Source organism: Oryzomonas sagensis, from assembly GCF_008802355.1.
Classification (GTDB): Bacteria; Desulfobacterota; Desulfuromonadia; order Geobacterales; family Pseudopelobacteraceae; genus Oryzomonas; species Oryzomonas sagensis.
Window position 1 is genome coordinate 1 of the sequence record NZ_VZRA01000006.1, and the last position, 22,331, is coordinate 22,331.

24 protein-coding genes are annotated in these 22,331 nt (G+C 60.9%); 18 read left to right on the plus strand and 6 right to left on the minus strand.

Annotated features, from left to right (window positions below):
* From F6V30_RS15245 to F6V30_RS15260, 4 genes are all read left to right on the plus strand, one after another.
* A partial coding sequence (locus F6V30_RS15245) for a pyridoxal-phosphate dependent enzyme (protein WP_151157846.1) occupies nt 1-222 on the plus strand: 222 nt, incomplete at its 5' end.
* Nucleotides 222-404, plus strand: a complete 183-nt coding sequence (locus F6V30_RS15250) for a YezD family protein (RefSeq protein ID WP_151157847.1) — start codon at nt 222-224, stop codon at nt 402-404. The genes F6V30_RS15245 and F6V30_RS15250, both read left to right, overlap by 1 nt.
* 123 nt (nt 405-527) lie before the next feature.
* Nucleotides 528-1,370 carry a radical SAM protein gene (locus F6V30_RS15255; protein ID WP_151157848.1) on the plus strand — a complete coding sequence of 281 codons (843 nt, stop codon included), beginning with the start codon at nt 528-530 and terminating at the stop codon, nt 1,368-1,370.
* A gap of 13 nt (nt 1,371-1,383) precedes the next feature.
* On the plus strand, nt 1,384-1,788 hold the full coding sequence (locus tag F6V30_RS15260) for a hypothetical protein (RefSeq protein WP_151157849.1): 405 nt from the start codon (nt 1,384-1,386) through the stop codon (nt 1,786-1,788).
* A gap of 218 nt (nt 1,789-2,006) precedes the next feature.
* On the opposite strand, the gene F6V30_RS15265 is transcribed toward F6V30_RS15260, so the two are convergent.
* The gene (locus tag F6V30_RS15265; protein WP_151157850.1) at nt 2,007-3,158 is read right to left on the minus strand and encodes a MalY/PatB family protein; all 1,152 of its coding nucleotides are present in this window, start codon (nt 3,156-3,158) and stop codon (nt 2,007-2,009) included.
* Between the two features lie 913 nt (nt 3,159-4,071).
* Here F6V30_RS15265 and F6V30_RS15275 point away from each other — a divergent pair.
* From F6V30_RS15275 to F6V30_RS15290, 4 genes are all read left to right on the plus strand, one after another.
* A complete protein-coding gene (locus F6V30_RS15275; protein WP_151157851.1) occupies nt 4,072-4,797 on the plus strand; it encodes a YcbK family protein in 726 nt (241 codons plus the stop codon).
* 207 nt (nt 4,798-5,004) lie between these two features.
* Nucleotides 5,005-5,436 (plus strand): acyl-CoA thioester hydrolase YciA, encoded by a 432-nt coding sequence (gene yciA, locus F6V30_RS15280; protein WP_151157852.1) that lies wholly within the window; start codon nt 5,005-5,007, stop codon nt 5,434-5,436.
* 196 nt (nt 5,437-5,632) lie between these two features.
* Nucleotides 5,633-7,417: a VTT domain-containing protein gene (locus tag F6V30_RS15285; RefSeq protein ID WP_151157853.1), complete on the plus strand. Its 1,785-nt coding sequence runs from the start codon at nt 5,633-5,635 to the stop codon at nt 7,415-7,417.
* A gap of 536 nt (nt 7,418-7,953) precedes the next feature.
* Nucleotides 7,954-9,990: an ABC transporter substrate-binding protein gene (locus tag F6V30_RS15290; protein WP_191965731.1), complete on the plus strand. Its 2,037-nt coding sequence runs from the start codon at nt 7,954-7,956 to the stop codon at nt 9,988-9,990.
* 228 nt (nt 9,991-10,218) lie between these two features.
* Here F6V30_RS15290 and F6V30_RS15295 read toward each other — a convergent pair whose 3' ends face one another.
* The 4 genes from F6V30_RS15295 to rimI form a co-directional block, all read right to left on the minus strand.
* A complete protein-coding gene (locus F6V30_RS15295; protein WP_151157855.1) occupies nt 10,219-11,133 on the minus strand; it encodes a dihydroorotate dehydrogenase in 915 nt (304 codons plus the stop codon).
* Nucleotides 11,134-11,137: 4 nt separating this feature from the next.
* The gene (locus F6V30_RS15300) at nt 11,138-11,899 is read right to left on the minus strand and encodes a dihydroorotate dehydrogenase electron transfer subunit (RefSeq protein ID WP_420850293.1); all 762 of its coding nucleotides are present in this window, start codon (nt 11,897-11,899) and stop codon (nt 11,138-11,140) included.
* Nucleotides 11,829-11,987, minus strand: coding sequence for a hypothetical protein (locus F6V30_RS17525; protein WP_420850291.1), 159 nt, complete (start codon nt 11,985-11,987; stop codon nt 11,829-11,831). The genes F6V30_RS15300 and F6V30_RS17525 overlap by 71 nt, the downstream gene beginning before the upstream one ends.
* Before the next feature lie 193 nt (nt 11,988-12,180).
* Nucleotides 12,181-12,642, minus strand: a complete 462-nt coding sequence (gene rimI, locus F6V30_RS15305; protein ID WP_151157857.1) for a ribosomal protein S18-alanine N-acetyltransferase — start codon at nt 12,640-12,642, stop codon at nt 12,181-12,183.
* A gap of 218 nt (nt 12,643-12,860) precedes the next feature.
* Between rimI and F6V30_RS15310 the strand changes: the two genes are divergently transcribed.
* Together F6V30_RS15310 and merA are read left to right on the plus strand one after the other, a co-directional pair.
* Nucleotides 12,861-13,223 carry a hypothetical protein gene (locus F6V30_RS15310; protein WP_151157858.1) on the plus strand — a complete coding sequence of 121 codons (363 nt, stop codon included), beginning with the start codon at nt 12,861-12,863 and terminating at the stop codon, nt 13,221-13,223.
* A 121-nt stretch (nt 13,224-13,344) separates the two neighbouring features.
* Nucleotides 13,345-14,763, plus strand: coding sequence for a mercury(II) reductase (merA, locus tag F6V30_RS15315; protein WP_151157859.1), 1,419 nt, complete (start codon nt 13,345-13,347; stop codon nt 14,761-14,763).
* A 189-nt stretch (nt 14,764-14,952) separates the two neighbouring features.
* Here the strand turns inward: merA and gabD are convergent, their stop codons facing one another.
* On the minus strand, nt 14,953-16,407 hold the full coding sequence (gene gabD / locus F6V30_RS15320) for an NADP-dependent succinate-semialdehyde dehydrogenase (RefSeq protein ID WP_151157860.1): 1,455 nt from the start codon (nt 16,405-16,407) through the stop codon (nt 14,953-14,955).
* A gap of 333 nt (nt 16,408-16,740) precedes the next feature.
* Here gabD and F6V30_RS15325 point away from each other — a divergent pair, with 333 nt between their 5' ends.
* The 8 genes from F6V30_RS15325 to F6V30_RS15360 all read left to right on the plus strand — a co-directional run bounded on the left by F6V30_RS15325 (nt 16,741) and on the right by F6V30_RS15360 (nt 22,314).
* Nucleotides 16,741-17,328, plus strand: coding sequence for a TetR/AcrR family transcriptional regulator (locus F6V30_RS15325; RefSeq protein ID WP_151157861.1), 588 nt, complete (start codon nt 16,741-16,743; stop codon nt 17,326-17,328).
* Nucleotides 17,329-17,401: 73 nt separating this feature from the next.
* Nucleotides 17,402-17,986: a flavin reductase family protein gene (locus F6V30_RS15330; RefSeq protein WP_151157862.1), complete on the plus strand. Its 585-nt coding sequence runs from the start codon at nt 17,402-17,404 to the stop codon at nt 17,984-17,986.
* Nucleotides 17,983-18,552: a flavodoxin family protein gene (locus F6V30_RS15335; protein ID WP_151157863.1), complete on the plus strand. Its 570-nt coding sequence runs from the start codon at nt 17,983-17,985 to the stop codon at nt 18,550-18,552. The genes F6V30_RS15330 and F6V30_RS15335 overlap by 4 nt, the downstream gene beginning before the upstream one ends.
* 23 nt (nt 18,553-18,575) lie before the next feature.
* Nucleotides 18,576-19,415: an epoxyqueuosine reductase gene (locus F6V30_RS15340; protein ID WP_151157864.1), complete on the plus strand. Its 840-nt coding sequence runs from the start codon at nt 18,576-18,578 to the stop codon at nt 19,413-19,415.
* Between the two features lie 72 nt (nt 19,416-19,487).
* Complete coding sequence (locus F6V30_RS15345; protein ID WP_151157865.1) at nt 19,488-20,291, plus strand: nitroreductase family protein; 804 nt, start codon at nt 19,488-19,490, stop codon at nt 20,289-20,291.
* Nucleotides 20,292-20,373: 82 nt separating this feature from the next.
* Nucleotides 20,374-21,027, plus strand: coding sequence for a flavodoxin family protein (locus F6V30_RS15350; protein WP_151157866.1), 654 nt, complete (start codon nt 20,374-20,376; stop codon nt 21,025-21,027).
* 1 nt (nt 21,028) lies between these two features.
* Nucleotides 21,029-21,457 (plus strand): cupin domain-containing protein, encoded by a 429-nt coding sequence (locus F6V30_RS15355; protein WP_151157867.1) that lies wholly within the window; start codon nt 21,029-21,031, stop codon nt 21,455-21,457.
* Between the two features lie 278 nt (nt 21,458-21,735).
* Nucleotides 21,736-22,314: a TetR/AcrR family transcriptional regulator gene (locus F6V30_RS15360; RefSeq protein WP_151129567.1), complete on the plus strand. Its 579-nt coding sequence runs from the start codon at nt 21,736-21,738 to the stop codon at nt 22,312-22,314.
* The last annotated feature ends 17 nt before the right edge of the window (nt 22,315-22,331 follow it).

Sequence of the window (22,331 nt, forward strand, 5' to 3'; positions counted from 1 at the left end):
GTAATCGACCGGGTCGAACCGGTGGAGAGCGCCGAAGCGATCGAATTCGCCAAGCGGCTGTCCCGCGAAGAAGGCATTCTTGTGGGCATCTCCAGCGGTGCCGCTGCTGCGGCGGCGGTGCGACTCGCCAAGCTGGACGAATTTGCCGGCAAGACCATTGTGGCCATCCTTCCCGACGCGGCAGAGCGCTACCTTTCCACGCCGCTGTTCGAGGGCATCTGATGGCCGCCCCGCCCCCTGAGCCATGGAGCCGGGACCTGGAGCAGGTCGTGCGTGAGGCGCTGAGCTCGATCCGTTTCGGCACGGTGACCCTGGTGGTGCAGGACGGCCGGGTGATCCAGGTGGACAAGAGCGAGAAGATCCGGCTCAACAAGGTCGGGTATGTGGACGGCGGCGGGATTTAACAAACCAACGTCCCCACTTCCGCAGACCAACAACAAAATATCGTATGCCGCGCTGACTAGACAACTGGAGGCCGGGGGAACCATTCCCTCGGCCTCGTTTCGTTTTCTACGGGAGATCGCACCATGACCATATCATCATGCACCAAAGACCGCGTTACCCATGGCCACCCCTGCTTCGGCGGGAACCGGCACAAAAACGGCCGCATCCACCTGGCCGTGGCGCCGCGCTGCAACATCAAGTGCGGCTACTGCGACCGCAAGCACGACTGCGCCAATGAATCGCGCCCCGGCGTCACCAGCCGCCTGTTCTCCCCCCGGGAAGCCCTGGAGCAGGTGCGCGGCACCATGGCCGACGGGCAACTCGGCAAGGTCATCAAGGTGATCGGCATCGCCGGGCCCGGCGACCCGCTGGCCAATGAGGAGACCTTTGAAACCTTCCGGCTGGTGAAGGCCGAGTTTCCCGAACTCATGTTCTGCATGAGCACCAACGGCCTGTTGCTCCCCGAACGGCTCAAGGACCTGGCAAAGATCAACCTGCACAGCCTTACGGTGACCATCAATGCCGTCGATTCGGCTGTCGGGGCTCAGATCTATCGCCACGTGATCTACCACGGCACCCACTACCGGGGCGAGGAGGGAGCCGCCATCCTGATCGAAAACCAGTTCGAAGGGGTGCGCCGGGCCGCCGAGCAGGGTCTGGTGGTCAAGGTCAACACGGTGCTGACCCCCGGCATCAACGACAGCCAGATACCGCTTATCGCCGACAGGGTCAGCGAGTGCGGGGCATTTGTCATGAACATCATGCCGATCATCCCCCAGGCGGAGTTGGCCCATGTCGCTCCGCCGTCGCCCGAGTACCTGGAAGCGGTGCGGGCGGGCAACGAACAGACCATCAGCCAGTTCAGGGGCTGCCAGCAGTGCCGTGCCGATGCGGTCGGCTTGATCGGCGGCGGCTGTCCACTATAAGGAGAAGAGAATCATGGCCATCAATACGAATGTGGCGGAAGCATCCATCCGGGAACGGCGCTTGAACGCCATCACCGGCTACAGCGGCTCGGTCAGGGACCTGGCCTGCCGCACCTCGGGCGGTTGTTGGAGGCTTATTGGTGGCTGGCAGCGTCAACACTGCGTCTGCACTGGAAAGCGATTTTCATTTCGCCAAACCGAGGATGCGTCGAAACGGCAAAAAGCCAACTGCATACTCAACGCAAAAGGCTGTGGGGACCAGGCACTGAGTATCCAAACGAAGATCGACCGATTGAAACAGGAGATAGAGAAGGGAACCAAGGTCTATACCCCCAAGGAATTGCAGAAATTGAAAAACAAGCTGGAGGATGCTAATGACGTACTCGACGAACTCCTGTTTCATCCGACAAACAACTAATGATCAGGTTTGAAGATTCGCGAATTCAGCACGACGGACGAATGTTCCTGACAACCTGATCCCCGGAAGCATCAACGGGTCTCTGAAGCAAGCAAGAGCAGTGCATCCTCCCCTGTTATGTCCCCGCGCAAGCGGGGACCTTTTTCACAAGCCAGGCAGAGCCGAAACCGAACGATCACATACGGAGTGGGCCGCGGATTAAATTGCGTACAGTCTCTTCATCGTTGTTGTAGCGCCCGTTCCATCCGCTGCAATGCTTCCTTCAGCAGGCCCCGCGCACATCCGAAGTTGAGCCGCACAAACCCCGGCGCGTCGAACTCGGCGCCATTGGACAAGCCAACTCCGGCCTCCTCGAAGAAGCGGCCCGGATCGCCGATGCCGGCGGCACGGGTGTCGATCCAGGCCAGGTAGGTGGCCTCCACGTGAAAGGTCGTCAGGCCGGGCATCCGCGCCACGGTTTCAGCCAGGAGATCGCGGTTGCCGCGAAGGTACGAGAGCAGGTCGTGCCGCCACGGTTCGCCGTGCCGGTAGGCCGCTTCGGCGGCGGTGTAGCCCAGCAGGTTGACGTGCGGCACGATGCGGCCGGCCGCCTTGATGAAGCTGCGGCGCAGGGCGGGATCGCCGATCACCGCAAAGGAACACCCCAGGCCGGGGATGTTGTAGGTCTTGCTGGGAGCCAGCAGCGTAATCGTCCGGCGGGCCGTCTCCGGCGACAGGGTGGCTATCGGCAGATGACGCGCTCCCTCGTCCAGGATCAGGCCGGCGTGGATGTCGTCCGAGCCGATCACCAGGTCGTGGCGCTCGGCCACGGCGGCGAACTGTTGCAGTTCCTCACGGGTCCAGGCCCGTCCCACCGGGTTGTGCGGACTGCACAGCAGGAGCAGCCTGGTGCGGGGCGTGATGGCCCGCTCCAGCGCTTCCATATCGGCCACCCAGCGGCCGTTGTGCAGTTGCAGCGGCACCTTGACCGTGGTGCGCTGCGACAGGGTCGGGACCGACATGAAGGGGGGATACACCGGGGTGAAGGTTATCACCTCGTCGCCAACCTCCCCCACGGCCCTGCTGAGCACGTTCAGGCCGCACACCAGGCCGGGGAGCCAGACCAGCCATTCGGGCTGGGCCTGCCAGCCGAAATCCCGTTCCAGGTGATCCAGCACCGCCTCCACCAGCCCCTGCGGCGGGTGGGTGTAGCCGAACACCCCATGCTCGATCCGCTCGTGCAGCGCCCCAATCACCGCCGGGGGAGAGCGGAAGTCCATGTCCGCCACCCAGAGCGGGATGACGTCCCGCCCCTGGTACTTGTCCCATTTTTCACTATCGGTGGCGCTGCGGTCGACGGGGGTATCGAAATCGAAAGATTGAGTGTTCATCGGGTCAAATGCTCCTTTTCGGTATGGTTCAATGGCAGGGGGCACTCCGCAGGCCCCGGCCCACTCCAGCTCCGTGTAGTGGACCATCCGGGATGACGACTACGGACGAACCGCACGGCCGACGGGCCTGAAGCTGCAACATGGTAGCGCACATCCATCAATTGTGGAAACACAAACCGCCCCACCTCGCAAAAGAGGATAGAGCGGTTTGCAAATGCCGCGGCAAAACTGCATGGTTCACCGGTACCGGCGCGGCCCTTCCTGTCAGGCCGCTTCCCGGGTCTGCCTGATGTAGGCGTAGGGGTCCTGCTCGTACCAGGCTTCCTTGTAAGGCAGCCTGGTCGTTTCGCCAAGGGTAGTGTACCAAGAAGATGATGATATGGGCCAGGATCACCGGATTGGCCTGGGCAAACAGCTCCATCAGCGGCTCCGTGGCCGTTTGAATGCGGGGAAACCACCCGCCCAGGAGAAGCCCCAGGGGCGGGCCAATACCTCAAAGGCTCAGGCTTTATTGCCTAAGTCCTTATTGTTTCCTACATCCTCTGGTGGATACTCTAGTTATCTTGCGAGGTAAAGGAAACGATCATAAAAACGATTTATCTCAAAACAAACCGATATCGGGAAGTACGTCTGTCTTGCACAGATAGCTTATCCTGATGGCGATCAGCGTTGTCAGACGATAAGTTTTGTGGTTGCCGTCTAAGGTTGAGCCGGTATTATTTCTGTTCAAATAATTTAATTCAGTTTTTCTTGACCCTGCCATCCGACTGGTGGCAATATCCGTATTAAAAGCGTTCGAATCAAAAATTCGGCAACACTGACAATTCATATCGAGGAGTTCCGGGCGCGCATCGCTCTTCAAACGAGCCCGCGGCAGGTTCCCGCAGGCTCTCTTTCACAAGGATATATAGGCATGCTCACACGAAGACAGTTTATTGCAGCTGGCGCCGGATTGTTGTTGGTGCCGCACAGTTCTCTGGCGAAAGCGCTCTTGAAGCACAACGTATCCACGGGGATCAGCGACCTCGTCGAGAACGGCGACATCCCAAAGGACATCGCCGTTGGTCCGAACATAACCGCCGAGCAGTTCATTGCCGCCCAACGCGACGAAAAAGCCCTCGAAAGCCTGGTGGGCGGCCTGGTTGAGCGCAAGATAAAGGGGCAGCCTTTGTTCAACGAGGGCAAGATCATTCTCTATAACACACACTTCAAGGAACGGTACCTCTTCAAGTTCAGGAACGGCTACGGGGAGTATGATCCCAAAATCCTCGGCTCGCTCAACTATTTCATGCGCTGCAATTACGACAACAAATACACCGACATGGACATTGCCACCATAGAGATGATCAACTACGTTGCACAGCTCCTCGGGGTCAAGGAAATCTACATCAACTCAGCCTACCGGACGCCGGAATACAACGCCATACTCGCCAGGAAGAGCGAGAACGTGGCGCGCAACTCGTTCCACATGCAGGGCAAGGCGGTGGACTACTCCATACCTGGCGTGCCGATCAGCAAGGTGTGCCAGTATGCCCAACTGGCGCGCAACTATTTCGGCTACGGTGGCGTCGGCTATTATCCGCGGCAGAACTTCGTGCATAACGACAGTGGACCGCTTCGCAACTGGGCAAAGAAGTAGCCGTTACACTCCATCAAATGACTATCTGATATTTAATGATGTTCCCCACGACTCATCTCCCGTGACACGCCACTATAGCGTAAAGGCCTGCACGGTTATTGCCGATACCTGTATCATTACAGCAGCCCCATAGCCCACGAATTCACACGTTAAAATCGACGGGAGGGTTAACCCTTGATTTTTCAGAACGGAACAAAGGAGACCGTCTTGGCCAACCACACCGAGTTCCCGGTGGGAGAATTGCTTCTCCGCACCTATGCAAAGCCGAGCGATACGAACGCGAATGGAGATATCTTCGGGGGATGGATCATGTCGCAGATGGACATCGCCGGCGGCATGTTGGCAATAGAGATCACCGGCGGCCGCGCCGTGACCATTGCTGTGGACGCGATGAAATTCATCAAACCGGTAAAGACCGGCGACATTGTCTGTTGCTTCGGCAAAGTTACGAGGGTCGGAAACACCTCCATCACCATCAGGTTGGAGGTTTGGGTTAAGCCGAGCCTGCGGGAAGCGCCGATCGACAAGGAAAACGCCTTGTACTTGGTCACGGAAGCGTCATACACCTATGTGGCCGTTGACCAGGAAGGGCGCAAACGGCAGTTCCCGAAACCGGCTCTTCGCCAACATGAGCAATAGAGTCCCCCTCACGGCACCACCTTCGGCATGCCGTAAGGGCCGAAGTACCATAGGGCGGCTGTTTTTCCCGTGGGGATTGCGCTATTGAGCGATGCAATATCGTAATTACCTTTCAAAATTATAATTTCAATCCGATAAACCAATTTGACCTTAACCAGCTAACTCTTTAGGATGCTCCTCCGCTAGGTAAAACAGAATGAGTTCGATCCAGAGTGAAACCAAGGCGTTGCGGCCGCAACTGGCGGCACTGCTTGCGGATGAAATCAGCGGCTGCACCGGGTGCGGCGTCTGCGTCGGGGAGTGCGGCTTCCTGAAGCTCTACGGTTCCCCACGCGATATCGCCCGTTCCTACGACCCGGATGACCCGAAAAAAAATGTCGTCTGCTTCGAGTGCAGCCTCTGCGGACTCTGCTCGGCCGTCTGCCCCAGCGGCGTCAAGCCCCAGGCCCTCTTTCTGGAGATGCGGCGCGAGGCGGTCGATCGGGGCTTTGGCTCGTTCCGCGAGCACAAGGGGCTGCTCGGGTACGAGCGGACCGGCACGTCCCGCCGCTTCACGTGGTACGGCCTGCCTGAAGGGTGCACCACGATCTTTTTCCCCGGCTGCGCCTTGCCGGGCACCCGCCCCGGCGTGACCGTAGCGGTTTATGAACGGCTGAAAGAGGCGTTTCCCGCCCTCGGCCTGGTGCTGGACTGCTGCACCAAACCGTCCCACGACCTGGGGAGGGAACCGTATTTTTCCCAAATGTTCGGCGAGATGGTGGCCTGGCTGGAATCCCACGGGATACAACGGGTCCTGGTGGCCTGCCCCAACTGCTACAAGGTCTTTACCGAATATGCCCCGCACCTTCAGACAGAGACGGTCTACGAACGGCTTGCCGGGATCATGCCGGAGACAACGGCGGAGGCGTCAGCTTCTCCGGTGACCATCCACGACCCCTGCGTAATCAGGTTCGCCTCCGCGCCGCAGGAAGCGGCGCGAAGGTTGGTTTCCCGATCCGGCCGTGTGATCGCAGAGATGCCGCACGCGCGGACAAAAACGCTCTGCTGCGGTGAAGGGGGGACCGTGGGGGCCCTGGCCCCCGACCTGGCCGATGCCTGGGGAGAACTCCGGTCGGGTGAAGCCGCGGGCCGCCAGGTGGTCACCTACTGTGCCGGCTGCGCCAATCACCTCGGGAAACGGCTTACGGTCAGCCATGTCCTCGACCTGGTCTTCGACGCGCCGAAACCGTCAGCGGGGCCGATCACCTATGTCAATCGCCTGCGGCTCAAATCCCGGTTCAAGAAAATCGTGCCCGCCGCCACAACCAGGGAGAGAAGCGTTCCCGGCAGCGGTTCCGGGATGCTCCGGCCGCTGCTCTTTCTGGGCGTCATGATTGCCGCCATAGTTCTGGTGCGGGCAAGCGGAGTCGGCCAGTACCTGGAACCGGAACGGCTGCGTGCCCTGTTTAGCGGCTTCGGCATCGTGGCGCCGCTGGTGTACATCGCCATCTATACGGTCGCTCCCGCGTTGATGCTGCCCGGCCTCCCCATCAGCATGGCCGGGGCAACCGTCTTCGGGCCGGTCTGGGGGGTGGTCTACACGATCATCGGGGCCACCCTGGGGGCCTGCGTGGCGTTCCTGATCGCCCGCTACGCCGCCCGGGACTGGGTAGAACGGCAGCTGGTCGGTTCGCGGTGGAACAGACTCGACAGCGAAACCGCCCAGAACGGCTGGAAGGCGGTGGCCTTTACCCGGTTGATCCCCCTGTTCCCCTTCAACCTGCTCAATTTTGCCTTCGGCCTGACGAAGATACCGTTTCCCCAGTATGCCGTGGCAACCTTTATCTTCATGCTGCCCGGCACTATCGCCTTTATCACGTTTTCGAGCTCGTTGCTGGGATTGCTCAAGGGTAAGGTCTCCCGCGAATTTTTTATCGGGATCGGTCTCATCGTCGCGGTATCCCTGATTCCCCGGCTGGTAAAACGGCACAGGAGAATCTGACCGAAGAAAAGATTGCGGTTGACGGCAAAGACGTCATCAAGCCCTCTACTCCGCATTTCGTCTACCATGGCACGGCCGAGACGATCAACTTTGCATCGGGCTGTATTGTCTGCCCACCCGGGTGCAATGGGGGGATCATCGCCGACAATTCGCTTCCCCTGAAGGAGACCAAGAATTATTACCGCTTTGACTGGAACAAGAGGCCGGCGCCCGGAACAAAGGCCGAAATCGTAATCAAGTCGATTTACGGTACGAAGTAATACAAGAAACGAGAGAAGTTTACCGACCGATTCAGCACACATGCGGCACAAACGGGAAGAGGAGCCGCACGACAGCGGTTCCTCTTCCCGTTTGCTCCATCCTCCCAGTCAAATTTTCTCTTTTTTGTACATCAATTACAAAATCGCTTCACATCAATTTAACCTGAGGTATACTTTATGCCTGCGCTGAACATTATCCTCCTATCTCCAGAGGTGGGGGGGCGCAGTCCATTACGTGAGCTCATTGTACAGAGATTCCACAACCCGGGAGTGTACATGAAGAGGCGTTTCCTGATCGCACCCTGTCCGGCGAAATCCTGTTCATCGTTCCCGAGCATCTTGTTCGGCATCATTCCCCTGGCGGCCTTTTTCCTCCTTCTCCTCCACCCTGCCCTGCTTCTGGCCGGCACTACCGTGCTGACGCCGGTCACCCTGCAATTGAAGTGGAAACACCAGTTCCAATTCGCCGGATATTACGCCGCCGTGGAAAAGGGCTACTACCGCGATGCCGGGCTTGTGGTAACGCTCCGTGAGGCGACCCAGGGGAGCGACCCCGCTGAGGCGGTCCTGAACGGGGAGGCCCAGTTCGGGGTGGGAGGCAGCTCTCTGGTCCTGCTGCGGGCTGAGGGGAAACCGGTCGTCGCCCTTGCCGCCATCCTGCAGCATTCGCCCCTAGGCATCCTCTCCCTCAACGCAAACAACATCAGAAACGTCCATGATCTGGCGGGCAGACGGGTCATGCTTGAACCGATGTCGGCCGAGGTCATGGCGCTCTTCAGGGCGGAGGGGGTACCCGACAACGCGATCAAGGTCGTTCCCCACGAATTTTCCCTTGAAAAGCTCCTGAACGGCGAGGTTGACGCCGCCTCTGTCTACAGTACGACCGAACCCTATCAGCTCGAAAAACGAAGAATCGCCTATTCCATCATCTATCCCGAGCGGAGCGGGATCGATTTTTACGGCGATACGCTCTTCACGCGCCGGGAGGTGGTACAAAAGCAGCCCGAAATGGTGCGGCAATTTCGCGATGCAAGCCTCCGCGGCTGGAAATACGCCCTTGAGCATCAGGACGAAATGATCGACCTCATCCTGAAACGCTACAATACCCACCGCCTCACCCGGGGGCAGCTTGCCTACGAAGCTGGAGAGCTGCAAAAGCTGATCAGGCCTGACCTGATGGAAGTCGGCTACATGAACCCCGGCCGGTGGCAGCACATCGCCGACACCTATTCCCAGTTGGGACTGATCCCGGCAGCGAAACCGTTTCCCCTGGAAAGCTTCCTCCATGCCGGCGAACAGCCACGGCTCCCGGACTGGCTCTACGGGACCCTGGGCGCGGCCATGGCGATCATCATCGCCGTCTCTGTGGTCGCTATTCGCTTTCACTACCTTAACGCGGCGCTCAACGATCAGATGCAGTTACGCGACAAGGCCGAGGCAAAGCTGCGGAAACTGTCGGCGGCCATTATTCAAAGTCCGGTTTCGATCGTCATCACCGACACGGCCGGCGCAATCGAATACGTCAACCCCAAGTTCTGCGAGCTTACCGGCTATACGGCGGAGGAGGTCGCCGGCCAGAATCCCCGCATCCTGCGCGGGAGCATCCTGCCCCCCGAATTCTACAGCGATCTCTGGCGGACCATCCTCGCCGGAGGACTCTGGCATGGGGAGTTTCTGAACAAGAAGAAGAATGGGGAGTTGTTCTGGGAGCATGCCACCATCGCCCCCATCTGGGACGCACAGGGTGAGCTCACCAACTTCATCGCCATCAAGGAGGATATCACCGAGCGCAAGACGCTGCAGGAAAAGCTCGATCACATGGCCCATCACGACGAGTTGACCGGCCTGCCCAACCGGGCGCTCTTCTTTGACAGGATCGGGCGGGCGCTGGCCCATGCCAAAAGGAGTCAGACGGGATTCGCCCTGCTGTTCGTGGACCTGGATGGTTTCAAGACGATTAACGATACCTACGGGCATGACAGCGGCGATGCGCTGTTGCGGGAGACGGCCCGGCGTCTGGCGGGATGCGTCAGGGACTCGGATACGGTCGCGCGTATGGGGGGAGACGAATTTGCGGTCATGCTGCTGGATGTTGCCGATCTCGGGCATATCACCCAGGTGGCGGAGAAGATGCTGACGCTTCTTTCGCTGCCGTTCATGTTCAAAGGGCTCGAGTGCCATGTGGGGGCGAGCATCGGCATCAGCATCTTCCCCCAGGATGGCGACGCCGTGGACACCCTCATGAACACGGCCGACATGGCCATGTATCGCGTCAAGCAAGGCGCCAAGAACAACTACGCCTTTGCCTCATAAGGCGACGTGGTAGTAGGCCTCCAGCAGGCTGTTGAAAAGACCTGGTTGTTCAAAAATAGTCAGATCGTCGCACCCGCTAGACAAGCCCCGCGGAGGCGTAGCAGCGCTACGCCGCACAATTTCACTCGTGAAATTGGACCGCGAAGGCGCCCGAAGGGTGAGGCCGCAGGCCGAAGTCACAAGGAGGCTTTCGAGGACGCGGCGAGATGGCTGTTTTTCAACAACCTGTCAGGCCTCCAGAGCCCCGATCAGGCTCTTCACATCTTCAACGCCGTTTTCCGCCAGCCACTTTTCCATGCCTTCAGCGATTTCCTGAGCAGCCCCCGGATTGATGAAACTGGCGGTCCCGACCTGCACCGCCGTCGCGCCGGCCAGGATGAACTCCAGGGCGTCGCGGGCGTTCATGATGCCGCCGATGCCGATGATCGGCAAGTTGACCGCCCGGGCCACCTGCCAGACCATGCGCAACGCCACCGGCTTGACCGCCGGGCCCGAGAGGCCGCCGGTGATGTTGGCCAGCACGGGCCGACGGCGCTCCAGGTCGATGGCCATGCCGGTCAGGGTGTTGATCAGCGACAGGGCGTCGGCCCCCGCATCGGCGCAAGCCTTGGCCATGGAGACGATATCCGTGACATTGGGCGAGAGCTTGACGATCAACGGCTTGATGGTGGCCTCGCGGCAGGCCGTGACCACCTGGAAGGCGCACTGGGGATCGGTACCGAAAACGATGCCCCCCTGCTTGACATTGGGGCAGGAAATATTCACCTCCAACCCGGCGATCTCGGGGATGGCGTCCAAACGGCGGGCCAGTTCGGCGTACTCGTCGATGGTGTTGCCGAAGAAATTGGCAATGGCCGGGGTGGCGACCGAACGGAGGAAGGGGACCTTTTTCTCGATAAAGGCGTCGATGCCCACGTTCTGGAGGCCGATGGCATTCAGCATGCCGCCCGGCGTCTCCACGATGCGCGGCGTGGGATTGCCGGCCCGGGGCCTTAAGGACAGCCCCTTGGTCACGAAGGCGCCGATGGTTGCCAGGTCCACGTATTCCGCAAATTCCTCGCCATAGCCGAAGGTGCCCGAAGCGGTCATCACCGGGTTGCGCAGTTCCAGCCCCGCAATGGATACAGACAGGTCAGGTTTCATGGTTTCAGGCCTCCCACTTCAGTTCGGCAGCGTCGAAGACCGGTCCATCGGCGCAGACGCAGCGATAATCAGGGGTTTCATTGGAGTGGTGGTGCCCCGGAGTGACACACCCCAGGCAGGCCCCCATGCCGCAGGCCATATACCCCTCAAGGGAGACCTGACAGGGGATGTTCCTTTGGGCGGCGATGCCGGCCACGGCGTTCAGCATGCCATGGGGACCGCAGGCGAAGATGCGCGGCGTGCCGTCGCAGGCAGCCAGCCGCCTGATCAGGGCCTCGGTCACCAGGCCACATTCCCCCAACGACCCATCCTCGGTGGCCACATAGCACTCCACCCCCAGGCGTTCGAATTCGGTGATGCAGAGGACGTCGTCCCGCGTCCTGCCGCCGACGAAGAGCCGCACCGGCGACTGCTTCACCAACTCCTTGGCCAACAGGTAGAGCGGCGCCAGTCCGACCCCCCCGCCCACGATGATTTTTTCCTCCCCGGGAGCGCCGAGCTGGAACCCCTTCCCCAAAGGTCCCAAGACATCCAGCAGGTCGGTATCATGCAGCGCCGAAAGCATGCCGGTCCCCTTCCCCACCACCCGGTAGAGCATCTCCAGGTAGGGCTGGGATGCGGCGCCGGTCTGGGCCGGGGTGTGGACCCCCACGTCGAAGATGCCGAAAGGGCGCCGCAGGAGCGGATCGATGGCATCATTCACCCGTACCATCACGAACTGCCCCGGTTGGGCCGCGGGGAACTCGGAGGGAGCGGTCATACGCATGCGCCAGTAGCCGGGCGAGACCTCCACGTTGGATATGATCATGGACTTGAACTGCATTTATAGTCTCCTTAGCAGGTTGTTGAAACACCCAGGTTGTTCAAAAATAGTCAGATCGTCGCACCCGCTCGACAAGCCCTGCGGAGGCCCTCACCCGGCCTTTGGCCACCCTCTCCCAGAGGGAGAGGGTAACGGTATCCCTTCTCCCTTGGGGAGAAGGATAGGATGAGGGGCGCTACGCCGCACAAAAGGGCTTTCGAGGATGAAGGCCCGATGGCTGTTTTTCAACAACCTGTTGAGAGTGATTTTTCCATCAACAGCGCGTCCTCCACGCCTTCGTAATACTTCGTCCGCACCCCGGTCCGGGAGAAACCGGACCTCTCGTAGAGGGCGATGGCTGCCCGATTGGAGGCGCGGACTTCCAACCTCATGATCCCGGCCTGTTTCCCCTGGGCGATGGCAACGGCATGCTCCAGCAGCGCCCGGGCGATACCCCGTCCCCGCAGGTGCGGCGCCACGACGATGTCCAGGATCTCGGCCTCTTCGAAAAGCGACATCAGGCAGACATAACCGCCCACCGCGCCTTCGATGACGGCGACGAACGGAAACGAATAGGGTGACGCAAGTTCGTGCAGGAAATGCTCATGGCGCCAGGGATGGGAAAAGGAGGCCTGCTCGATGGCCAGCACGCTCTCCAGATCGGCCTTGGTCATGGGACGGATGTCAACGGTTCCCGGTGCAGACATGGAAAAATATGATAGGCAAACAACCGGGTAAAGTAAACGATTTTGTACGGCCAGGGGCGGCATCGCCGCCCCATGAATCGCCCAGGACCACGCAGGGTGCATATTTCGGCAAAAAGCGCCGTCTGAACGGCAAAACCGGCGTATAATACTATCCAGAGGCAGAGCACAAGCCGGTTGCGGGAGGCATCGCCGCCGTTTGCCGGCAGAGGAGGTGTGCCATGAAAGGACGTGAGATACTGGCAACCGTCAGGGAGCGGGCAACAACGGATCACTGCTTCGTCAAGTGGTGGCGCAAGGAAGAGGATTTTCTCGATTACGAACTGCTTGACCGGTTCCTGGAACATGCCACGGAAAGTGAAGAGATCGGCGGCCTGCAACTATTGACCATGAACGAGATGCGGGATGAAGTCAAACGGGTCGGCGGGACACGGGTGAAGTTCATCCATGAGGCGTCCGGGGACAAAATCGAATGGGTGCATCGGGCCAAGGAAGGTGTGCGTACCCACATCTGCGCCTATACGCCCGAGGCGTTGATGACGATCTTCGACGTGGAGACCCACGGCAATGCGGTCGATTCCTGAAATACACCCGGACCTGAAGGCTGCCGGCCGATGATCGGCAGCCTTTTTTATGCCGATGCCCGGCGCGGGACAGCGCCCAGGAGCATCGACGTCATGCGGCAACCACTGAGGAGAATCCTCCATGACAACCAGCGGCATACCCGACCTGATCATCCTCGGCTCCGGTTCCACCGCCTTTGCGGGGGCATTGCGCGCCACCTCCCACGGCGCACGGGTGCTCATGTTCGAAAAGAGCGTTCTGGGAGGCACCTGCATCAACTGGGGTTGTATCCCCAGCAAGACCCTCATCCACGCGGCCCTGTTCAATCACGAGGCCCATCTGGGGATGAGGCTCGGGCTCGGACTTGAGGATGGCAGGCAGGGCGTCGCTTGCGAGGCGCTCTTCGCCCACCGGGAAAAGGTCGTGCGCACGCTCCGCCAGGAACGCTACCTGGACGTGCTCAAAAACATGTCCGGTCTGGAACTCGTCAAGGGGACCGCACGCTTCATCGACCCGCACACCATCGAAGCCAACGACAAACGGTATCGCTCTCCCCGTTTTCTTGTCGCGGTGGGTGGCAAGCCGCGCATCCCCCCTATTCCGGGGATCGAAGGGTGCAACTATCTGACGAGCCGGAGCGCCCTGCTGATGAAGGAGCTTCCCCCATCCCTGGTCATCGTGGGGGGCGGCGTCATTGCCGTCGAACTGGGGCAGATGTACCATCGCCTGGGCTGCCGCGTGACGATCCTCGAACACGGACCGCATCTCTTGCCGACCGTGGAGCGGGAAGCGGCCGAAGCGCTCCGCGCGGTGCTGGTTGGGGAAGGCATCAAGGTGGTGACGAATGTGACCATCTGTTCGGCCGATCGTGCGGGGGATGTGAATGTACTCTCCGCCGATGTGTGCGGCAGGCGCCACGAATACACCGCCCAACGACTGCTCCTGGCGGTGGGGACCGGCCCGGCCACGGAAGGGCTCGGCCTGGAACAGGCGAACGTGGGGACGGACCCGAAGGGCTTTATTGTCACCGATGGGCGCATGCGCACCTCAACCGGCGGCATCTGGGCGGCCGGTGACGTGACCGGCAGGATGCTGATCGCCACGGTGGGAGCCCGTCAGGCCATCGTGGCGGTCGACGACATGTTCAACGAGGGGTGCGGCTGCACCATGGATTACCTGTCGGCCCCCATGGCGATCTTCACGGACCCGGAGATCGGCATGGTGGGCCATACCGAGGAAAGCGCCCGGCAAGCCGGTTTTGAGGTGGCGGTCAACGTCATGCCGGTCAGCGCCATTCCCAAGGCCCACGTCACCGGCCACACCGCCGGGATGATCAAGATGATCGCCGACCGGCCGACCGGGCGGCTCCTGGGGGTGCATCTGGCCTGCCACCGGGGGGCGGACCTGATCAACGAGGCGGCCCTGGCCCTGCACCTGAAGGCAACCGTGGCGGATCTGGCCACCACCATGCACGTCTACCCCTCCATCGGCGAAGGGCTGAAGCTTTGCGCCCAGGGGTTCGACAGGGATATCAGCAGGCTCTCCTGCTGCGCCGAATAAGCATATAAACCGAGAAAAAGCAGTTCACCACAAAGACACAAAGGACACAAAGTTACACAAATAGTGATTTCAGTTAGTTATATGATGGCTGGACTCACCTTCTGGGTAACCCCCTTTTTGCCGCTAACTCTTTGAATCTTTTGTGCTCTTTGTGCCTTTGTGGTGAATGACTGCCCTCTTTAGGATAAATCAGATCCCGCCCATGCAGAGGTACTTGATCTCCAAAAAGTCATCGACGCCGTACCGGGACCCCTCCCGGCCGACCCCCGATTCCTTTACCCCGCCGAAGGGGACAACTGCGGACGAGATGAGGCCGGTATTGATGCCGACAATCCCGTATTCCAGGGCCTCGGCCACCCGCCAGACCCGGCCGATATCCCGGCTGTAGAAGTAGGAGGCAAGCCCGAATTCGGTGTCGTTGGCCATGGCAACCGCTTCCTCGTCGGTGGTAAAACGGAACAGGGGCGCCAGCGGGCCGAAGGTCTCTTCCCGGGCCACCGCCATGGCAGGGGTGACATCGGCCAGGATGGTGGGCTGGAAGAAGCTGCCGCCCAGTTCGTGCCGCTTTCCGCCGGCGACGATGCGCGCCCCCTTGGCAAGGGCGTCGGCGATGTGTTCCTCCACCTTCTCCACGGCCTTCATGTCGATCAGCGGCCCCTGCTGGGTGTCCCCCTTGAGCCCGTCGCCCACTTTCAGCCTGCCCACGGCGGCGGACAATTTTTCGGCAAAGGCGTCGTAGATGCCGGCCTGCACCAGGAAGCGATTGGTGCAGACGCAGGTCTGGCCGCTGTTGCGATACTTGGAGGCGATAGCCCCTTCCACCGCGGCATCCAGGTCGGCATCGTCGAACACGATGAAGGGTGCGTTGCCCCCCAACTCCATGGCCACCTTCTTGACCGTCCCGGCGCACTGCTGCATGAGCAGTTTGCCGATTTCCGTCGAGCCGGTGAAGGTCAGCTTGCGGACGATGGGGTTGGCGGTCATCTCGCCGCCGATGGCGCCGGAGACCCCGGTGACCACGTTGAACACCCCGGCCGGGATGCCGGCCCGCTCGGCCAGCACGGCCAGGGCCAGGGCAGAATAGGGGGTCTGACTGGCCGGTTTGAGGACCATGGTGCAGCCGACGGCCAGGGCCGGTCCGGCCTTGCGGGTGATCATGGCGGCGGGGAAGTTCCAGGGGGTGATGGCGGCGCAGACGCCGATCGGTTCCTTGATGACGACGATCCGCTTGTCGTTCTGCACGGTGGGGATGGTGTCGCCGTAGACCCGCTTTCCCTCCTCGGCGAACCATTCGATGAACGAGGCGGCATAGGCGATCTCGCCCCGGGATTCGGCCAGCGGCTTGCCCTGTTCGGCGGTCATGAGGATCGCCAGGTCCTCCTGATTTTCCAACAGCAACTCGTACCAGCGGCGCAGGAGCCGGGAACGATCCGCAGCGGTCCTGGCCCGCCAAGCCGGATAGGCCGCGTTGGCCGCCGCGATGGCGGTGCGGGTCTCGCTTGCGCCCATCCGGGGAACCGTGCCGATGATTTCATCGGTGGCCGGGTTGTTGACCGAAATGGTGCCGCCGTCCGCGGCATGAAGCCACTGGCCGTCGATATAGCATTGCTGGCGAAAAAGGGTCGGGTCTTGTAAGGTGAGCATGATGTCAATCCTCCGTCGGGATAGTCAGGGGCACGCCGGCACTGCCGGTGGCTGCTATTTTACCCCAAAGCCTTGTGAAGTAAAGTGTTGTGTATACCATTGAAAAAGAGCACATGCGTGGTGCATCATTCCAGAATCCGTGGCGCCTGAACGGCGGAGCGAGCGCCAAGCCGCCTGTGTCATGCGTACTCCGTCACGGAGAAACCACGTCTGGCACCGTTGAGACAGAGGCATGCCAAGCGAGAAAAGCCGTGAAGGCGTCGCGGATTCTGGCCTCTCTGATTTTGATAATTCCCCTTGACACATTAGACCGACCGGTCTATTTTTATGCCCATGAAAAAGAAAGACACACGAGGCGAGATCATCCGCATCGGCACCGAGATGATCGCCCGCCAAGGATACAACGCCACCGGCATCGACGCCGTTTTGAAAGAGGCCGGCGTCCCCAAGGGGTCGTTCTACCACTACTTCAGGAGCAAGGAAGAGTTCGGCCTGGCGGTGATCGATCACTTCGCCGAACGCTTCGAGCAACGCATGGAGGAGTTCCTCGGCAACGAGAACCTTGCGCCGCTCGCCCGCATCCGCGATTTTTTTGAGAGCGGTCTGACGCGCGTGACCCAGAACCAGTGCACCAAGGGGTGCCTGATCGGCAACCTGGGGCAGGAACTGGCCGATCTGAACGAGCGCTTCCGCGCCCGGCTGGACGAGATCTTCGGCATGTGGCGGGAGCGCTTCGCCGCCTGTCTGCGCGAGGCCCAGAGCCGTGGGGAGCTTTCCGATGCGGTCGATCCGGCGGTAACGGCCGGTTTCATCCTTTCCGGCTGGGAAGGTGCGATCCTGCGGGCCAAGGTGATGAAATCGCCCCAGCCGATGCGGGACTTCGTCGATCTCCTCTTCAGCGCCATCCTGGGGCAGAAGTAAGCCCTTTATTTATTCAAAATATAGTTGACCGGTCTATTATCGTCAGATTGGCGAACCAATCAAGGAGGAACCGATGAAACAATCCATTGGAGCAAAGACACTGGCCACCCCAACCCCGGTGTGGCTGGTCGGCACCTATGACGAGGCGGGGGCGGCAAACGTCATGACCGCCGCCTGGGGCGGCATCTGCTGTTCCCAGCCCCCCTGCCTGGCGGTCTCCCTGCGCAAGGCGACCTACAGCCATGCCGCCATCGTGGCGCGCAAGGCGTTCACCGTCAGCATCCCCTCCCAGGCCCAGGTGGCGCAGGCCGATTATGTGGGGACCGTATCGGGCCGCGACGGGGACAAGTTCGCCGCCTGCGGCTGGACGGCGGTGAAAAGCGACCTGGTGGACGCCCCCTACGTGGACGAGGTGCCGCTGGTGGTGGAGTGCCGCCTGCTGCATATCCACGAACTGGGCCTGCACACCCAGTTCGTGGGGGAGATCGTGGACGTCAAGGCGGACGAGGCACTTATCGGTGCCAAGGGATACCCGGACATCACCAAAGTCAGGCCCATGATCTGGGACACGGCCCACATGGGATACTACGGCCTGGGGGAATTCCTGGGCAAGGCGTGGGAGATCGGCAAGGCCATCACAACGGAGGGAATGAAATGAAAATCGTTTGTCTGCTGGGAAGCCCCCGCACCAAGGGGAGCAGTGCCACCATCGCCAACCATCTTCTGAAAACCGCCGGGGATCTGGGGGCGGAAACGCGGTCCTTTGAATTGAACCGTCTTGCCTACCGCGGCTGCCAGGCGTGCTATGCCTGCAAGACCAAACTCGACCGATGCGCGCTCAAAGACGACCTGAGCGAGGTATTGGCCGCAGTGAGCGAGGCGGACGCGGTGGTGCTGGCCTCGCCGGTCTATTACGGCGACATCACCAGCCAACTCAAGGGCTTCATCGACCGCAGCTACTCCTACCTGGTCCCCGACTATATCACCAACCCGCAGCCGAGCCGCCTGGCGCCCAAAAAGCTGGTCTTCGTCCAGACCCAGGGGCAGCCGGAAGAGGCGGCATTTTCCGATATCTTCCCGCGCTACGAAGGGTTCCTGAAATGGATGGGGTTCGGCGAGACCACGCTGATCCGCGCCTGCGGCATCGGCCCCGGTAGAACCGACGTCGTGCCGGGGCACATCCTGCAACAGGCCGAGGAAGCGGCGCGCGCCTTGATGGCATAACTACGGCAGGAAAGGAGACGGGGATGGAAGAGCGCATCCGCGCCATGATCTGCCGCTTTGTCGGGGAAAGCCCGACCGGGCGTTTTCCCGAGAGCGATGAGCCGTATTTCGATGAACCGCTGGTCGGCTATGCCGCGGCCGACGATCCACTCTTCGATGACTACAAACGGATCATCGGAGCGTTTCACCGTACGCCGCACGAGGTGATGGAGCTCGGTTTCGGCACCGGCGTGCGGGCGGCCACGGTCATTTCCTGGATTCTGCCCATCACCCAGCCGACGCGGGACAGCAACCGCCGGGAAGAGGTCCATCCTTCTCCGGCCTGGGCCCGAACCCGGAACTTCGGCGAGCAGTTCAACGCCGCCCTGCGCCGCCATGTGACGGAGTGGCTGGCCGAACAGGGACACCGCGCCGTGGCGCCCCAGCTGGAAGCGACCTGGCGCGAATACCCCGAAACCCCGGTCGGGAGAGCCTCCACCTGGTCGGAGCGCCACGCCGCCTATGCCGCCGGTCTGGGCACCTTCAGCCTGAACGACGCCCTGATCACCCCCCGCGGGATCGCCCATCGCTGCGGCAGCGTGATTACCGACCTGCCGTTGATGCCGAGCCCGCGCCCCTACCCCGGCCCCTATCACAACTGCCTCTATTACCGGGAGAAGAGTTGCGGCGCCTGCATCGGACGTTGCCCGGCCGGGGCTATTTCGTACCAGGGACACGATAAGGACGCCTGCGGCCGTTACGTCTACGGCACGGCGGTGGCGGCGGTCGCGGAGAAATACGGCGTAACCCAGACCGGGTGCGGCCTCTGCCAGACCAGGGTCCCGTGCGAGGGGCAAATCCCGGCCGGAACGATCAACACGTGAGTTCACGGGCCACGAACGTCCGCCGCGAGCATTCTGCAATTCCAACAGCAGGTTTCACTTCAAGGAGGGAAAATGAGTCTGGTAACGATTGATCACAGCACCTGCCGACGTGACGGCATGTGCAGCGAAGTATGCCCGCCGGCGCTTTTCGAGGTGGATGGGGAGGGATTTCCCGTTTTCCGCGCCGGCGGCGAGCAGGACTGCATCACCTGCGGTCACTGCGTCGCCGTCTGCCCCCAGGGGGCGGTTCACCACGAAAGAATTCCCCTGGAGGAGTCGCTCCCCATCGATCCCGCCCTGACGGTTTCCGTCCCGGCCCTGGACCAGCTCGTGAGGAGCCGCCGCTCGGTCAGGGAGTTCCGGGATGAGCCGGTGCCCCAGGCCCTGGTCAGGGAGGTCATCGAAGTGGCCCGCTGGGCCCCCTCGGCCGTGAACCGCCAGCCGGTGCACTGGCTGGTGATCCAGACCCCGGACGAGGTGAAGCGCCTGGCCGGGCTGGTGATCGATTACCTGCGCCAGAGCAACAGGCTGGAACCGCGCTACACCCGGTATATCGATCTGTGGGAACAGGGCAAGGATCCGATCCTGCGCAATGCGCCCCACCTGGCCGTTATCCACGCCCCGGACGAATGGCTCTGGAGCTCGGTGGACAGCACCATCGCCCTGACCCAGTTTGAACTGGCGGCCGTCGCCCAGGGCATCGGCACCTGCTGGGCCGGCTTCCTGATGCGTGCGGCCAACGGGCATCCTCCGCTCAAGGAGGCGCTCGGCATCCCCGAGGATCACAGCGTCTACGGGGCGCTGATGTATGGTTTTCCCCGCTATCGTTACCCCCGCGTCCCACCGCGCCAGGAGGCGCGAATCCAGTGGAGATAATCGGGCTGCCGGCGCTGATATCGAACAAAAGGAAACATGACGTGAAAATTTTAGAAACAGTCCTAGTGCGGAGGTGTAACTGATGAAGGTCATTGCCATAAACGGAAGTCCGAGAAAAAAATGGAACACGGCGACCCTGCTGGGCAAGGCCCTGGAAGGGGCCGCCGCGCAGGGGGCCGAGACCGAGCTTGTCCACCTCTACGACCTTGACTACAAAGGGTGCGTGAGTTGTTTCGCCTGCAAGACCCGAGGGGGCAAAAGCTATGGCACTTGCGGTTTCACCGACGGTTTGACGCCACTCCTGAACAGGATCATCGAGGCCGACGCCCTAATCATCGGGTCGCCGATCTATTTCGGCTCGGTGACCGGCGAGACCCGCTCCTTCCTTGAGCGCCTGCTGTTTCCCTACCTGACCTACACCCTGCCCTATGCATCCATCGCCCCCAAGCAGATCGCCACCGGGTTCATCTATACGATGAATGTTACGGACGAACAGAGCACGACATACGGCTACGAGCACCTTTTCAACTCCCATGCCCGTTACCTGCAACTGATCTTCGGGCAGCAGCCCGAAACGTTGTGCAGCTTCGACACTTGTCAGGTCAGCGATTACTCCAAGGTGCTGATCGAGAGTTTCGACCCCGCTCACAAGGCAAAGCGACGCGAAGAGGTATTTCCCCTGGACTGCCAGCAGGCGTATGACTTGGGGGCCAGGCTTGCCGGGAAGGGGCAATGACATGACGGAGCAGGCGAAAAACTTCACGGCAGCCCATATCGGCCCGTTGGAAGGCCTTTTGAACCACGACTTCCGCGGACTCAAGGGCAAGTATTTCATCGGCGGAGAGTTGGGACTTACCGGCTGCGAGGCTTCCCTCAACCGGCTTCCGGCCGGCAAGGCCATGCCTTTTGTCCATGCCCACAGGAAAAACGAAGAGCTCTACATCGTGCTGCGCGGCAACGGCACGTTCTTCGTGGACGGCGACGAATTCCCGGTCCAGGAGGGAAGCTTGGTACGGGTGGCCCCCCAGGGCGAGCGGTCGTGGAAAGCCGGCGATGAGGACCTGTACTTCATCTGCATCCAGGCCGAGGAAAACAGCCTGAGCCAGGCCACCCTGGAGGATGGATTTCGCATCCCGACGGCCAAGGCGTCCTGGATGGCGGAGTAGGCCCAAACCGGACAGGATTGCTGCGGCATTACCTGCAAAAGCCCCGTTTCCCGGATGGGAGGCGGGGCTTTTGCGCGCCAGGTGGTACGCGCCCAGCTTCGTGACGCTTTTCATGCTCAGCAGGCCGGAAAAACCATACGACGGCTACCGACCTCCCGGGCGGCAGTTCCTCCCTTGGAGGGGACCATAAGAACCCCTTGACAGGCCATAGTAAACATTATAAATTGGCCACATTGAATGACCATTCATTCAATTCCAACGGGATTGGGGTCAGGAACATGGCAAAACTTGATAAGCGTAGTGAAATAGTGCGTGCGGCGGTGCAGATCATCGCCGACCAGGGATTCCATGGCTCCCCCATGGCCATGATCGCCGAGCGGGCCGGGGTGGCGGCCGGGACGATCTACTGCTACTTCGAGAGCAAGGACATCCTCATCAAGGAGTTGTATCGGGAGATAGAGGGGAAATTACTGGAGGCGCTCCGGGTTGGCTACCAGACGGAACGGCCCATCAGGGAGCGTTTTCTGCACCTCGGCATCAACTTCCTCAAGTACTTCGTTGCCCACCCCCTCGAATCCAAGTACATGGAGCAGTTTCACAACTCCCCCTATGGAGTGGACCTGCGCCGGGGCAGGTTTGCCAAAGAATTCAAGGACGACGACCTCCTGTATCTGGAGTTGTTCGAGCAGGGAGTCGCCCAGCAGGTCATCAAGGACCTGCCCACTATCTTACTCTTTGCTCTGGCCTTCGGACCAGTGATCACCTTGACCCGGGACCATATTCTCGGGTTTATAGAACTGGACGACGCGCTCATTGAGAAGACCATCGCGGCATGCTGGGACGGCATCAAACGATAGGCCGGCGTTGTCAAAAA

Excerpts from the sequence above, each read along its gene's own strand:
- F6V30_RS15310 (WP_151157858.1), top strand. The coding sequence starts at position 12,861 with ATGAAAGGACGTGAGATACTGGCAACCGTCAGGGAGCGGGCAACAACG.
- gabD (WP_151157860.1), bottom strand. The coding sequence starts at position 16,407 with ATGCTCACCTTACAAGACCCGACCCTTTTTCGCCAGCAATGCTATATC.
- F6V30_RS15350 (WP_151157866.1), top strand. The coding sequence starts at position 20,374 with ATGAAGGTCATTGCCATAAACGGAAGTCCGAGAAAAAAATGGAACACG.
- F6V30_RS15330 (WP_151157862.1), top strand. The coding sequence starts at position 17,402 with ATGAAACAATCCATTGGAGCAAAGACACTGGCCACCCCAACCCCGGTG.
- F6V30_RS15335 (WP_151157863.1), top strand. The coding sequence starts at position 17,983 with ATGAAAATCGTTTGTCTGCTGGGAAGCCCCCGCACCAAGGGGAGCAGT.
- F6V30_RS15265 (WP_151157850.1), bottom strand. The coding sequence starts at position 3,158 with ATGAACACTCAATCTTTCGATTTCGATACCCCCGTCGACCGCAGCGCC.
- F6V30_RS15360 (WP_151129567.1), top strand. The coding sequence starts at position 21,736 with ATGGCAAAACTTGATAAGCGTAGTGAAATAGTGCGTGCGGCGGTGCAG.
- F6V30_RS15250 (WP_151157847.1), top strand. The coding sequence starts at position 222 with ATGGCCGCCCCGCCCCCTGAGCCATGGAGCCGGGACCTGGAGCAGGTC.
- F6V30_RS15340 (WP_151157864.1), top strand. The coding sequence starts at position 18,576 with ATGGAAGAGCGCATCCGCGCCATGATCTGCCGCTTTGTCGGGGAAAGC.
- F6V30_RS15325 (WP_151157861.1), top strand. The coding sequence starts at position 16,741 with ATGAAAAAGAAAGACACACGAGGCGAGATCATCCGCATCGGCACCGAG.
- F6V30_RS15260 (WP_151157849.1), top strand. The coding sequence starts at position 1,384 with ATGGCCATCAATACGAATGTGGCGGAAGCATCCATCCGGGAACGGCGC.
- merA (WP_151157859.1), top strand. The coding sequence starts at position 13,345 with ATGACAACCAGCGGCATACCCGACCTGATCATCCTCGGCTCCGGTTCC.
- F6V30_RS15345 (WP_151157865.1), top strand. The coding sequence starts at position 19,488 with ATGAGTCTGGTAACGATTGATCACAGCACCTGCCGACGTGACGGCATG.
- F6V30_RS15355 (WP_151157867.1), top strand. The coding sequence starts at position 21,029 with ATGACGGAGCAGGCGAAAAACTTCACGGCAGCCCATATCGGCCCGTTG.
- rimI (WP_151157857.1), bottom strand. The coding sequence starts at position 12,642 with ATGTCTGCACCGGGAACCGTTGACATCCGTCCCATGACCAAGGCCGAT.
- F6V30_RS15255 (WP_151157848.1), top strand. The coding sequence starts at position 528 with ATGACCATATCATCATGCACCAAAGACCGCGTTACCCATGGCCACCCC.
- F6V30_RS15295 (WP_151157855.1), bottom strand. The coding sequence starts at position 11,133 with ATGAAACCTGACCTGTCTGTATCCATTGCGGGGCTGGAACTGCGCAAC.
- F6V30_RS15285 (WP_151157853.1), top strand. The coding sequence starts at position 5,633 with ATGAGTTCGATCCAGAGTGAAACCAAGGCGTTGCGGCCGCAACTGGCG.
- F6V30_RS15290 (WP_191965731.1), top strand. The coding sequence starts at position 7,954 with ATGAAGAGGCGTTTCCTGATCGCACCCTGTCCGGCGAAATCCTGTTCA.
- F6V30_RS15300 (WP_420850293.1), bottom strand. The coding sequence starts at position 11,899 with ATGCGTATGACCGCTCCCTCCGAGTTCCCCGCGGCCCAACCGGGGCAG.
- F6V30_RS15275 (WP_151157851.1), top strand. The coding sequence starts at position 4,072 with ATGCTCACACGAAGACAGTTTATTGCAGCTGGCGCCGGATTGTTGTTG.